The following is a 12,819-nucleotide window of genomic DNA, read 5'->3' as shown; positions in this document are numbered from 1 at the left end:
GACGAGGCGCGCTCCTAGCGCCTGGACAAGTGAGTCGCTAGCGTCTAGAGCATGCGAGTCGAGATGATCACGAAGGAATATCCGCCGGAGATCTACGGCGGTGCCGGCGTGCACGTCGCGGAGCTCGTGACCGCTCTGCGACGCAGCATCGAGGTGAGCGTCCGGGCGTTCGGCGCCGCCCGCGATGAGCCGGGAACCTTCTCGTACCGGGCTCCGCAGGAGCTGGCGTCTGCCAACGCCGCACTGCAGACCCTCGGCACCGACCTCGAGATCGTCTCGGCGATCGCGGATGCCGACCTCGTCCACAGCCATACCTGGTACGCGAACTTCGCCGGGCACCTCGCCTCGCAGTTGCACGGCATCCCCCACGTCCTGACCGCGCACAGCCTCGAACCCCTCCGGCCGTGGAAGGCCGAGCAGCTGGGCGGCGGCTACGCGGTGTCGAGCGGAATCGAGAAGCTCGCCTACGAGAACGCCGCCGCCGTCATCGCCGTGAGCGCGGGCATGCGCGCTGACATCCTGCGCAGCTACCCGCAGGTCGACCCCGACCGGGTGCACGTGATCCACAACGGCATCGACGTGGAGCGCTGGCGTCCGGTGGAGGATGCGGCCTTCCTGCAGTCGATCGGCATGGATCCCGCGCGGCCGTCGGTCGTCTTCGTCGGTCGCATTACGCGTCAGAAGGGGCTTCCGTATCTGCTGCAGGCCGCCCGGCTCCTGCCGCCCGAGGTGCAGCTGGTGCTGTGCGCCGGTGCGCCGGACACCCCGGAGATCATGGCCGAGGTGCAGGAGGGCGTGCGTCTGCTGCAGCAGAGCCGAGACGGTGTCATCTGGATCGAACGGATGCTGCCGCGCGACGAGCTCTCGGCGATCCTGACGGCCGCGACGACCTTCGTGTGCCCCTCGGTGTACGAGCCGCTGGGCATCGTGAACCTGGAGGCCATGGCCTGCGGCGCAGCCGTCGTCGGCACCGCCACCGGCGGCATCCCCGAGGTCGTCGCCGACGGCGTGACCGGGCGGCTCGTGCCGATCGAGCAGGTGCAGGACGGCACCGGAACCCCGGTCGACCCGGGGAGGTACGTCGCCGACCTCGCCGCGGTGCTCACCGAGGTGGCCTCCGATCCGGAGCGGGCGCGCGCCTACGGCGAGGCCGGACGGGAGCGCGCCAGGCACGAGTTCAGCTGGGGCGCGATCGCCGACACCACGCGCGCGCTGTACGCGGAGCTGATCCGCTGAGCCGATAGGCTGGCGATATGTCGAGCGCTCTGGAATTCACCGACGTCGTCGTGCGCCGTGAGGGGCGCAACATCATCGATCACGTGACCTGGCAGGTCGACGACGACCAGCGGTGGGTCGTCCTCGGACCGAACGGCGCCGGCAAGACGACGCTCCTGCAACTCGCCGACACCCTCATGCACCCGACGTCGGGAACCGTGACGGTGCTGGGCGAGACCCTGGGCCGAACCGACGTCTTCGAGGTCCGCCCGCGCATCGGATTCGCCTCGTCGGCGATGGCCAAGCGCGTGCCCCGCGACGAGACGGTGCTCGACACCGTGCTCACGGCGGCCTACTCCGTGCTCGGACGGTGGAACGAGAGCTACGAGGAGATCGACGAGCGCCGCGCGCGGCGGGTGCTCGCCGACTGGCGCCTGGAACACCTCGCCGAGCGCACCTTCGGCACGCTCAGCGACGGCGAGCAGAAGCGCGTGCAGATCGCGCGGGCCGTGATGACCGATCCCGAGCTGCTGCTGCTCGACGAGCCGACGGCGTCGCTCGACCTCGGCTCCCGCGAGGAGCTGCTGGCGCTGCTCAGCGGCTACGCGTCGTCTCCGACGACGCCGGCGATGCTGATGGTCACCCACCATGTCGAGGAGATCCCGGTCGGCTTCACGCATGTGATGCTGCTCCGCGAGGGACGGGTCGTCGCTGCGGGACCGATCGGCGACACGCTGACCGCCGACGCCCTGGGCGAGGCGTTCGGAATGCCGATCGCTCTCAGCGCGGAAGACGGCCGCTACGCCGCCCGCGCCGCTTCCTGAGACGCTCGCGCCCCGGCTCGCGATCCGATTCCTCAGCCGGGCGGAGAACTGATAGAATCGACCCTTGGTGCTCTCGCGCCGCAGACTTCCCTCGTCCCTGGCACAATCCAGGGCAGCACTTAAGGAATCCCATGAAGACTGACATCCACCCCGACTACCAGGCCGTCGTGTTCCGCGATCTCGGCTCGGGCGAGACCTTCCTGACGCGTTCGACCGTCACGAGCGACAAGACCATCGAGCTGGACGGCGTGGAGTACCCCGTCATCGACGTCGAGATCTCCTCGGCCTCGCATCCGTTCTACACGGGCAAGCAGCGCATCATGGACTCGGCCGGTCGCGTCGAGAAGTTCAACCAGCGCTTCAAGGGCTTCGGCGGCTCCTCCAAGTAAGGTCCGCCACGAGATAGGCCCCGGTTCCTCGGAACCGGGGCCTATATCTTTCTCCTGCCCTTTCTCCTTCGGCGCGCCAGAATTCAGATGTCGAGGACGATGCGACCGCCGTCGATCCTGCTCGGCGGGTCTCCCGGCGATGGCGCCGGGGCCGTCCGCCGGGTCTGACGATCCCGCTCCTGACCGGCCTCGTGCGCGGTGGGGGACCAGACCGCATCGAAGGCCCCGCCGAGCCCTCCGGACGCACCGCGGTCGTACTTCTCCTCGACGGGCTTCCGGGAGAACGTGTGCATCATGCCGGAGACGAGCAGGATCGGTCCGAGGGCCAGCGCGAGGGCCAGCGTCATCCACCCCATGACCTCGCTCATGGGGCCAGGATAGACGGCGCCCGCCCATCCGGCATCCGTTGTCGGAGGGATGCGCTCAGCGGATCCGACGCCCCTGCGCCAGGTCGATCAAGTGCGTCAGCACCGGTCCGGAGCGCAGCCCGTTGTGCTCGTGCTCGCTCGTCACCCACAGGTGCACGTCGCGGAGCAGTCGTCCGGTCTCGAGCGAGAACTCCAGGGGCACATACGTGTCGTTCGCGTACACGACTGCGGCACCGGTCGTTCCCGAGGTCTCGATCGCGCCCGGGTCGTAGAGCCGCGGCCACTCGAACTCGGCGAGCTCGAGCGCGACGTCGCGCCAGGGCTGGAACGCCGGCACCGTCTCGGTCCATTCGCGGCGGATGTGCTCGCCGGTGAACAGCGTCACGTCGTCGCGGAAGTCATCGGGCTCCGTGCGCTCCGCCGACCACCGCGTCGCGTGGCCGTCGGCGTAGCTCGATTCGTGAAAGGCGAAGTAGAGCGGGTTGCGACCCCCGAACGGCATCGCGTTCATGAGGTCGTACCGGAAGGCGTTCGAGCGGTGGTCGCGTTCGAGCAGCGACCACACCGTCTGCCAGCCGTCGTTCATGCCGAGCGCCGACCCCGCGGACCGTAGGCGTGAGGGCGAGACGACCTCGCCGTCGGGGAGGACGATGTCGCCGGCACGAGCGTGGTCGACGAGTCTGCGCATGCGGTCGCGGTGCTCCGGGAACCGACGGTAGTAGCGTTCTGAGGCGTCGCGCATCTTGTCGTAGCAGAGCGCGTAGACGTCGTCGGGGTGGCGTCCGACCGCGCTCAGTCCGCCGGTGATGAACACGTCGGCGAGCGAGGCGGCGGCCGTCGAGATGTAGGCGAGCGTCGTGAAGCCGCCGAACGACTGGCCGAGCACGGTCCAGGTGGCGGCGCCGAGGTGCTCGCGCATCGCCTCGCAGTCACGCACGATCGAGTCGGCGCGGAGGTGGGTGAGGTGCTCGGCGACGGCGGATGCTCCGCGGGCCAGGTCGTCGTCGCCGACGGGCGTCGACAGGCCGGTGCCCCGCTGATCCAGCATGACCACGCGGTAATGGGCCAGCGCCTCGTCGAGCCATGCCGGGGCTGTCGACGAGTGGAAGGGGCGGGGAGCCTCATGCCCCGGCCCGCCCTGCAGGTAGACGAGGTAGGGGAGCGACTCGCCGTCGTCGCGGGTCACCACGCGGGCGAAGATCTCGATCGTGCGGGTGTCGCCCGGGTCGTCCCAGACGAGCGGGACGGTGAGGGTGTGCTCCTCGACCTCGAGGTCGAGGAGGTGGTGGATGGTCGTGGTCATGTCACATCACGTTCCCGATGTAGGAGTACTTCACGAAGACCTCGGCGGCGATGCCCGCCTCGTCGAGGACGCCCTGGACGGCGCTCATCATGTAGGTGGAGTCCCAGCCCATGTAGAGGTGGTGGGAGTGGTCGAGCTGATCCCACTGTCCCTTCCACGCGGTCTCCTCGTAGATCGGCCCGCCGTGCGCGGCACAGTACGAGACCGCCGCGTCGCGCGTGTCGCTCCACGCGCGCCGGAAGACGCGGTTGAAGAGGTGCTTGACGTCGTACACCTCCCAGCGCTCGCCCCGGTACTCGACGTAATCGAACTCGCGCTCCCAGCCCGCCGGCCAGCCCCGTCGCCGGACGGCGTCGAGGATGGGGGTGAGCCCGTCGTCGTCGATCTCGGGCAGCGCAGGACGCGCCCAGAGGGGCAGCAGCCGGGTCGTGAGACGTACGGTGCGCTGCGCGATGGCCGCGGTGTCCCAGCTCTCCGTCGCCTGCAGCTCCGCCGTTTCGGGCACGGTGCTTCGGGCGTAGGCCGAGGCCCGTTTCACCGGATAGGACTCGCCGAAGGAGCGCTCCGCCAGGCTCTGCTCCAGAAGGGTGAGGTTGCCGAGCGTGGGGGCGAGGGCGCGATGGGCGTTCCGCTCGTCGTCGGAGTAGTCGAGCCACTCGCGCACGCCGTCACCAGACCATGCGTCGGCCGGCACGGTCGGGACGATGTGCTCGACGTCGTAGTCGGTCGTGTCGTCGACGCCCTCGAGTCGGCCCAGCACGTAGGCCGGATGGGGGAGCTCGCTGTACTTCAGCACGGCGCTGACGCGCTCGTCCGAGGGGGTGATGCGCGCGAAGGCGCGCTCGAGCGCCTCGCTGCCGTCGCGACGCGCGCGGCACAGACGGGCCACGAGACGCTCGTTCGGGAGGTTGACCAGCGTCCGCCGAAGGTACATCGCCTGGATGCGCTCGAGCGTGAGGATGAGCTCGTCGCGAGAAATGAGGCCACGGGCGTGATCGCTGTACGCGCTCAGCACGAGAGGGTACGAGGCGCGACCGAAGGTGTTGACGAAACGGAGCTGCCGCGCGATCTCGGCATCCTTTTCGAGGGAGGGATCGAGCAGGATGCCGTAGATCTCGGCGTAGTGGCGCCAGAGCGCCGCATCCGCCTGCAGATGCTCCACGTCGACGCGAGGGAAGGAGCTCCGGAACGCGCTGTAGACGCCGTGCTCTCCGTTGGCCGCCACCTCCCGGCCGGTCGTCATGACGAGGTAATGACGCCAGAAGGCGCCGATCGTCTCGCCCGTGTGGCGTTCGATGGGGAGCCAGAACCGGGCCTCCACATCGAGCTGCTCCGCGTGCGTGAGCCCCATGAGGATGTAGTTGTGGATGAGCTCGTGGTCGCGCAGCGGCTCGCCCGTCGAGTTCAGGCTCTCGAAGATCTGTTGCGCGTTGGCGCCCGCGCCGAGCGTGATGGACACGTGCTCGAGCCGCTTCAGGCCGCGCCAGATCGCCGCCGCCTCGTCGGCGTGCACCTGGCTGCGGAAGAACGCGTAGTTGTCGTCGAAGCGGGACTCGCGGTCGGCGCCGTCGCCGCGCTCGAGCACGACCGACTCGTACAGGTCGGCCCAGGCGTCGTGCGGTCGGAGTTTAGTGCGCGTCGGATCGTCCGGGCGGACGAGCACGCGGCCGAGTTCGGCTGCCAGATCCGGATGGGAGTCGCGGACCGTGTGCTGCAGGGCGGCCGCGAGCAGCATCAGGGTGGTGATGCGCTGCTGTCCGTCGATGAGGACGAGGTCGGTGTCGGCATCCGAGTCGTCCGCCGCCGACAGGATCGAGCCGAGGAAATGCCTGTGCGACCCGTCTTCTGCCGCGACCGCCCGGACGTCGGCGAGGAGCTGCTCGCACCCTCCGATGTCCCAGCGGTACTGACGCTGATACACAGGGACGACGATGCCCGTCGTCCCTGCCGCGAGCCATTCGATCGTGTTGACTGCCGTCGCCTCGACGTTGGTCGCGGTGCTCATGCTGGTGTCTCGTCCCTCCTCGACACGGGGCGCTGCCGACCCGCTGCGCGCCCGGTCCAGTCTATTCGGTTATGCACGGCGCCCCTCCGAGGGGCGGGCCGGCGCCGCTGTTAGGCTTGCCTTATCAGGGCCTGTTAAAACGTGCTGGCCCCCGATGAAAGGATCTGACTCAGATCATGGGATACATCAAGTCCGCGGCTCTCGAGGAAAAGGGATTCGTCGTCCTCGACAGCTACGACCAGGAGCTCGACCCCAAGGAATGGCTCGACATCGAGTACAACGATTGGAAGTCGTCGGGTGACACCCGCTTCGCCCCCCTCGCGAGCGCCTTCGGCGACATCGAGTGCAACGGCTTCTGGAACCACAAGCCGCCGCGCACCGACAAGGACGGCGTCTGGATCGACTCGCAGGTCGCCAAGGCACCCAACCTGACGCGCCGCGCGCAGGAGCCGGGCGCCAACGTCGGCCGCTGCCGGGTGATCGAGCTGCAGCCCACGCCCTACGGCGACTGCCTCTACAACCTGCACCAGGACGACAACAACCGTCTCAACCCCGACGGCACGGGGTGGGTCGTGCGAGGATTCTTCAACCTCACCGACGACAAGGACAGCTACTTCGTCCTGCGCGAGAACCGCACCGACCCGAGCATCGAGTACCGCATCGCGCTGCCGGCCGGCGCTCAGCTCATCGTCGACACGCAGCGCCTCTGGCACGCCGCGACGCACAACGGCGACGAGCCGCGTTACTGCCTCATCACGTCGTGGACCTCGGGCCCCGAGCTCGACGCGTACATCGAGAAGTACCACGGCACCGACGACGTCCCGAACGTCGAGGTGCCCCAGGACGTGCTGGAGCACGGCTACGCCGAGCAGGCGCGGAAGGATGCTGCGCGTGCGGCGTACTACGCGGCCAAGGGCCAGCAGGTCAAGCAGGCGATGAGCGAGGCCTGACGCCCCGCTTCCGTTCCGCGAGACCCCGTCTTCGCGCCGAGACCCCCGCCTGTGAGCGTCTGCAGGTGGGGGTCTCGGCGCGAAGCAGGGGTCTCGACGAGCAGCGTCGAATCACACGCTTGTGATTTCGGATCGGCTCGGGGAGAATGGGCGCATAACCGCATATTCTCGCCACTCCCGTGTGGGTTAGGTCGTTGGGGAAGACGCACCTGATGAAACGGAGAGATCATGGCGACGGCTTACGCACGCGGAGTGGTGTTCATCCACTCCGCGCCTCGCGCGCTCTGCCCGCACCTGGAATGGGCGGTGGGGCGCGCTATCGGGCGCGCGGTGAACTTCGACTGGACAGAGCAACCCGTCCTCGAGGGTTCGCGCCGCGCGGAGTTCTACTGGGACGGTCCGGTCGGCACCGGTGCTGCTCTGGCGACCGCGATCCGCGGGTGGGAGCACCTCCGGTTCGAGGTCACCGAAGACCCGACGCCGCGGAGCGACGGCGGCCGCTGGCTGCACACGCCGGATCTCGGCATCCACTACGCGCAGACGGATGCCGCGGGCAACATCGTCATCGGCGAGGACCGCATCCGCTACGCCATGGAGATCGCGGCCGGCAATGCGGTCGAGCTGCAGCGCGAGCTCGATATCGCTCTCGGCTCGGCCTGGGACGAGGAGCTCGAGCCGTTCCGCCACGCGAGCGATGACGCCCGCGTGGTCTGGTTGCACAAGGTCGGGTAGCCACGAGCCCGGAGTGCGGGAGGCGTGAGTATCGGATGCCGGTGATTCGTCCCGGACGCTGAGAAGACGTTTCCCCCTCCGCTCGACGAGGGCTCCGCTCCGATTCCGGAGCGGGGCCCTCGTCGGTGGAGCGACGCGGTTCAGTCGGCGCCGGCCACCACGAGGACGGCGTTGTGGCCGCCGAAGCCGAACGAGTTGCTGATCGCGTATTGGGGGCCGTCGCCGAGGGGCGTGGGCTCGCCGGAGAGACGGAACGGCACGGCCGGGTCGGGCTCGGTCATGTTGATGGTCGGGGGAGCGACGCGGTCGCGCAGCGCGAGCAGCGAGAAGATCGCCTCAAGCGCCCCCGTGCCGCCGAGCAGGTGACCGGTCGAGGCCTTGGTCGCGGAGACGGGGATCTCGTCGATCCGGTCGCCGAAGACCTTCTTCAGCGCGACGTACTCGTTCGGGTCGCCCACGGGCGTCGACGTGGCGTGGGCGTTGATGTGGGTGATCTGGTCGGGGGTGAGACCTGCCTCGTCGAGCGCCTGGACGACCGCGCGTGCCGCGCCGTTGCCCTCGGGGTCGTTGCCCGTGATGTGATACGCGTCGGCCGTGACCCCACCACCGAGGACGTATCCGTAGATCTTGGCGCCGCGCGCCTTCGCGTGCTCCTCGGTCTCGAGGATCAGCGCCGCAGCGCCCTCGCCCATGACGAAGCCGTCACGATCGATCGCTCCCGGGCGCGAAGCGTGGGCCGGGTCGTCGTTGCGACGCGACAGTGCCTGGGCCGACGCGAACGACGCCATCGTGATCGGGTGGATGGCCGACTCGGTGCCGCCGGCGATCACGACGTCGGCCAGACCCTCCTGCAGGTGGTGGAAGGCATGGATGAGCGACTCGGTGCTCGAGGCGCAGGCGCTCACCACGGTCTGGGCATAGGCTCGGGCGTGGAACTGCAGCGACAGGTTTCCGGCGGCCGCGTTCGGCATGAGCATCGGCACCGTCAGCGGCATCACGCGGCGCGGGCCCTTCTCGCGCAGCGTGTCCCACGCGTCGAGCAGGGTCCACAGCCCCCCGATGCCGGTGGCGAAGTCGACGCCGAGGCGCTCGGGCGCCACCTCGGGCGCTCCCGCGTCCTCCCAGGCCTCACGGGCGGCGATGAGGGCGAACTGCGACGACGGGTCGAGTCGCTTGGCCTCATGCCGGGGGAGCACCTCCTCCGGGCGCACGATGGCCTCCGCGGCGAACGTGACGGGGAGGTCGTACTGCTCGACCCAGTCGTGCTCGAGGGTGCGGGTGCCGGAGACGCCGGCGAGCAGGTTGCTCCAGTTCTCGGGAGCGGTCCCGCCGATGGCGGACGTGGCGCCGATGCCGGTGACGACGATGCGCTTGGTCATGGTGTGGTTCCTTGTCGGGGCGGGGGTCGAGCGGAGGGCGGGCAGAGGCAGAGGATGCCACGCCCCGCAGGCGCGGGGGTGGCATCCTGAGCGGACTACTCCTGGCCCGCGACGATGAAGTCGACCGCGTCGCCGACGGTCTTGAGGTTCTTGACCTCGTCGTCGGGGATGGTGACGCCGAACTTCTCCTCGGCGTTGACGACGATCGTCATCATCGAGATCGAATCGATGTCGAGGTCGTCGGTGAACGACTTCTCGAGGGCGACCTCGGAGGCGTTGATGCCGGTCTCGTCGGTGATCAGCTCTGCGAGGCCGGCGAGGACCTCATCGTTGGTGAAAGCCATGTGGTCTTCCTCTTTCTTACGGGTTGTTTTCGGAACCGTGGAACAGTCTAGGCAAGGTGGCGCGATCTCAGGGGAGGACGACGACCTGGGCGGCGAACACGAGTCCGGCGCCGAAGCCGATCTGCAGAGCGAGCCCGCCGGAGAGTTCCGGGTGCTCCTGCATGAGGCGGTGGCTGGCCAGCGGGATCGACGCCGCCGACGTGTTGCCGGTGGTCTCGATGTCGCGCGCGATCACCGTGGTCTCGGGCAGCTTCAGCTGCTTGGCGAACTCGTCGATGATGCGCATGTTCGCCTGGTGGGGGATGAACGCGGCGATGTCGGACGGCTGGACGCCCGCCTTGTCGAGCGCCTCGCGCGCGACCTTCGCCATCTCCCACACCGCCCAGCGGAAGACCGTGGGGCCTTCCTGACGGAGGGTCGGCCACGGCGCCTCCCCGTCGCGGAACTCGGTGAGCGTGGCGTTCATGCCGACGGCATCCGCCTTCGAACCGTCGGAACCCCAGACGGCCGGGGCGATGCCCGGGGTGTCGCTCGGCCCGATCAACGCGGCGCCGGCGCCGTCGCCCAGCAGGAACGAGATGCTTCGGTCGGCGGGGTCGACGACGTCGGACAGCTTCTCGGTGCCGATCACCAGCGCGTAGCGGGCGGCGCCGGCCTTGATGAGGGCATCGGCCTGCGCGACCGCGTAGGCGTAGCCGGCACAGGCGGCGTTCACGTCGTACGCCGCGGCGGGGTTCGCCCCCACCCGGTCCGCGACGATCGCCGAGACCGACGGCGTCTGCTTCGGGTTGCTGATGGTCGCCACGATCACGAGATCCACCTGATCGGCGGGGACCCCGGACTTCTCGATGGCCTCGGATGCCGCGGCGGTGGCGAGGTCGATGGCGTCGGTGCCCTTGTCGGCGCGGACGCGGGTGATGATGCCGGTGCGCTGGCGGATCCACTCGTCGCTCGAGTCGATCGGACCGATGAGGTCTTCGTTCGGCACGGCGTTCTCACCGCGCGCTGCTCCGAACGAGTAGATGCGCGTGTAGGCCGGTCCGGCGACCTGGGCGAGGGTGGCGCTCATGCGGCTTCTCCGTTCAGCAGCGCGACGGCCGCGTCGAGGTCTTCGGGGGTCTTCACGGCCACGGTCGGGATGCCGCGCAGCCCCCGCTTGGCGAGTCCGACCAGTGCGCCGGCGGGAGCGAGCTCGATCAGACCGGTGATGCCGTGTTCGGCGAACGAGGTCATGCAGAGGTCCCAGCGCACCGGCGAGGAGACCTGGTCGACCAGGAACGAGAGCGCCTGAGGGCCGCTTTCGACGATCGAGCCGTCGCGGTTCGTCCAGAGGGTGATCGAGGGGTCGGCGGGCGTCACCGTCTCGACGGCTTCGCGCAATGCGGCCACCGCCGATGCCATGTAGTCGGTGTGGAACGCCCCGGCGACCTGCAGCGGGATGACGCGCGTGCCCTTGACCGGTTCGGTCGAGAGAGCCTCGAGTCCGCGCAGCTCACCGGCGACCACGAGTTGACCGCCGCCGTTGTAGTTCGCGGGCGAGAGACCGAGCTCGGACAGGCGCTCGAGCACTGCCGTCTCGTCGCCGCCCAGGACGGCGCTCATCCCGGTCGGCGTCTGGGCGGCGGCATCCGCCATGGCACGCCCGCGGATGCCGACGAGTCGCATGCCGGTCTCGGCATCGATGACGCCGCTGGCGACGAGCGCGGCGATCTCGCCCACGGAATGACCGGCGATGCCGTCGGCACGGCGGCCGGCGCGTTCCGCGAGGACGTCGCCGGCGATCAGCGACGCGGCGACGATGAGGGGCTGCGCGATCCGCGTGTCGCGGATCGTGTCGGCATCCGACACCGTGCCGTGCTCGCGCAGATCGACCTCTGCTGCCTCCGAGTAGGCGTCGAGGCGCTCGGCCACCCCGTCGAGCTCGAGCCAGGGAGCGAGGAATCCGGGGGTCTGCGAGCCCTGTCCCGGGCATACGACGACAATCACCTCTTCAGTCTGCCAACGATTCGGGCAGAGCGGTGGATGATCCATCACAAGATTCCGAAGAACCCTTGTGAGTGGCGCACAGTGATCGGTCGGTCAGCGCGGCGGGCGGCGCAGGTTCGCACGCCGACGGGTCTGATCGGTGACGCCGATGGAACCGAGGATCAGAGCCGTCTGCAGGATGAGCGCCTCGCGCGGACCCGTGGCGTCCCACCCGATGACCTCGCTGACGCGCTTGAGCCGGTAGCGGACCGTGTTCGGATGCACGAACAGCTCCCGGGCGGTCGCCTCGAGCGAACGCCCGTTGTCGAGGTAGCTCCAGAGCGTCGTGACGAGATCGGTGGAGTGCGCCTGCAGCGGGCGGAAGATCCGTTCGATGAGGGTCTGCTTCGCGAGCGGGTCGCCGGCCAGCGCTCGCTCGGGAAGGAGGTCGTCGGCCTCGACCGGTCGCGGGGCGCTGCGCCAGGCGCGGGCGACGGCGAAGCCGGCCAGCGCGGCGCGGGCGCTCTGGCTGGCGTCGACCAGCGCCGCGACCGCTGGACCCAGCACGACGTAACCCGGACCGAACGACGGCTCCAGACGCCCGGCGATCTCCTGGAATCCCAGTTCGTCCTCGTCGCCCTCCTGCTGGCCCTCGACGCGTGCGCGCCCGAGCACCAGCACCAGACGGGAGCCCTGCACTCCGATGAGCACGTCGACAGCGAGCTTGCGGGCGGTGCGGCGCACCAGGTCGACGTCGAACTGCGGGGGAGTCGTGCCCACGAGCACGGCGACCTCGCCGTGGCCATGCCAGCCGAGCGCCGCGATGCGGCTGGGCAGCTCCTCGTCGGCCTCACCGGTCAGGATCGAGTCGACGACGAGCGCCTCGAGACGGGCATCCCACAGCCCGCGCGCCTCCGCGGCGCGCGCGTACACGTCGGCGGCCGCGAAGGCGACGTCGCGCGAATACAGCAGGATCGCTTCACGCAGATCATTGCCGCGGCCCGCCACGCGCTCCTCCGTCACCTCGACGGTCACGCGGATCAGCTGCAGCGTCTGCTGGAGGCTGACGCTGCGCAGCAGCTCACGGGGAGCAGCGGCGAAGATATCGGCCGCGATCCACGGAGTCGAGGTGGGGTCCTCGTACCACTGGATGAACGAGGTGATGCCGGCCTGGGCCACCAGCCCGACCGCGGAGCGGCGGGCCGGTGGCATGTCGGCGTACCAGGGGAGGGTGTCTTCCAGCCGCTTGATCGTCACCGAGGCGATGTCGCCCGAGATCCGGCGCAGCCAGGTGAGGGTTGCGGCCTTGTCCATGCCGCTGGAAGGCGGAGCTGTCACCGAGGGC

Annotated in this window: 13 protein-coding genes; 5 read left to right on the top strand and 8 right to left on the bottom strand. The window is 69.3% G+C overall.

Going from position 1 to position 12,819, the window contains the following annotated elements:
• The first annotated feature begins 51 nt into the window (after positions 1–51).
• From glgA to AB3M90_RS06585, 3 genes are all read left to right on the top strand, one after another.
• A complete protein-coding gene (glgA, locus tag AB3M90_RS06595; RefSeq protein ID WP_412950780.1) occupies positions 52–1,236 on the top strand; it encodes a glycogen synthase in 1,185 nt (394 codons plus the stop codon).
• A 17-nt stretch (positions 1,237–1,253) separates the two neighbouring features.
• Entirely contained in the window at positions 1,254–2,039 is a 786-nt protein-coding gene (locus AB3M90_RS06590) for an ABC transporter ATP-binding protein (protein WP_412950777.1), read from the top strand.
• A gap of 131 nt (positions 2,040–2,170) precedes the next feature.
• Complete coding sequence (locus AB3M90_RS06585) at positions 2,171–2,428, top strand: type B 50S ribosomal protein L31 (protein ID WP_047520045.1); 258 nt, start codon at positions 2,171–2,173, stop codon at positions 2,426–2,428.
• A gap of 83 nt (positions 2,429–2,511) precedes the next feature.
• On the opposite strand, the gene AB3M90_RS06580 is transcribed toward AB3M90_RS06585, so the two are convergent.
• The 3 genes from AB3M90_RS06580 to AB3M90_RS06570 are packed head-to-tail and all read right to left on the bottom strand — an operon-like array spanning position 2,512 to position 6,104.
• Positions 2,512–2,796 carry a hypothetical protein gene (locus AB3M90_RS06580; RefSeq protein ID WP_412950772.1) on the bottom strand — a complete coding sequence of 95 codons (285 nt, stop codon included), beginning with the start codon at positions 2,794–2,796 and terminating at the stop codon, positions 2,512–2,514.
• A gap of 55 nt (positions 2,797–2,851) precedes the next feature.
• Entirely contained in the window at positions 2,852–4,099 is a 1,248-nt protein-coding gene (locus AB3M90_RS06575; RefSeq protein ID WP_412950770.1) for an alpha/beta fold hydrolase, read from the bottom strand.
• A 1-nt stretch (position 4,100) separates the two neighbouring features.
• Positions 4,101–6,104 (bottom strand): DUF262 domain-containing protein, encoded by a 2,004-nt coding sequence (locus tag AB3M90_RS06570; protein WP_412950768.1) that lies wholly within the window; start codon positions 6,102–6,104, stop codon positions 4,101–4,103.
• 176 nt (positions 6,105–6,280) lie between these two features.
• Between AB3M90_RS06570 and AB3M90_RS06565 the strand changes: the two genes are divergently transcribed.
• Positions 6,281–7,054 (top strand): hypothetical protein, encoded by a 774-nt coding sequence (locus AB3M90_RS06565; RefSeq protein ID WP_412950767.1) that lies wholly within the window; start codon positions 6,281–6,283, stop codon positions 7,052–7,054.
• Positions 7,055–7,282: 228 nt separating this feature from the next.
• Positions 7,283–7,786 carry a DUF3145 domain-containing protein gene (locus AB3M90_RS06560; protein WP_412950765.1) on the top strand — a complete coding sequence of 168 codons (504 nt, stop codon included), beginning with the start codon at positions 7,283–7,285 and terminating at the stop codon, positions 7,784–7,786.
• A 140-nt stretch (positions 7,787–7,926) separates the two neighbouring features.
• On the opposite strand, the gene AB3M90_RS06555 is transcribed toward AB3M90_RS06560, so the two are convergent.
• From AB3M90_RS06555 to AB3M90_RS06535, 5 genes are all read right to left on the bottom strand, one after another.
• Positions 7,927–9,165: a beta-ketoacyl-[acyl-carrier-protein] synthase family protein gene (locus tag AB3M90_RS06555; RefSeq protein WP_412950763.1), complete on the bottom strand. Its 1,239-nt coding sequence runs from the start codon at positions 9,163–9,165 to the stop codon at positions 7,927–7,929.
• 95 nt (positions 9,166–9,260) lie between these two features.
• Complete coding sequence (locus AB3M90_RS06550) at positions 9,261–9,509, bottom strand: acyl carrier protein (RefSeq protein ID WP_045258434.1); 249 nt, start codon at positions 9,507–9,509, stop codon at positions 9,261–9,263.
• 67 nt (positions 9,510–9,576) lie between these two features.
• The gene (locus tag AB3M90_RS06545) at positions 9,577–10,578 is read right to left on the bottom strand and encodes a beta-ketoacyl-ACP synthase III (RefSeq protein ID WP_412950762.1); all 1,002 of its coding nucleotides are present in this window, start codon (positions 10,576–10,578) and stop codon (positions 9,577–9,579) included.
• The gene (locus AB3M90_RS06540) at positions 10,575–11,495 is read right to left on the bottom strand and encodes an ACP S-malonyltransferase (RefSeq protein ID WP_412950761.1); all 921 of its coding nucleotides are present in this window, start codon (positions 11,493–11,495) and stop codon (positions 10,575–10,577) included. The genes AB3M90_RS06545 and AB3M90_RS06540 overlap by 4 nt, the downstream gene beginning before the upstream one ends.
• 93 nt (positions 11,496–11,588) lie before the next feature.
• Complete coding sequence (locus AB3M90_RS06535) at positions 11,589–12,788, bottom strand: PucR family transcriptional regulator (RefSeq protein ID WP_412951240.1); 1,200 nt, start codon at positions 12,786–12,788, stop codon at positions 11,589–11,591.
• Positions 12,789–12,819: the final 31 nt, after the last annotated feature.

Source organism: Microbacterium martis (assembly GCF_047246685.1).
GTDB lineage: Bacteria > Actinomycetota > Actinomycetes > Actinomycetales > Microbacteriaceae > Microbacterium.
The sequence above is the reverse complement of the archived record's forward strand: the minus strand, read 5'-3'. Positions and strand labels throughout refer to the sequence as shown.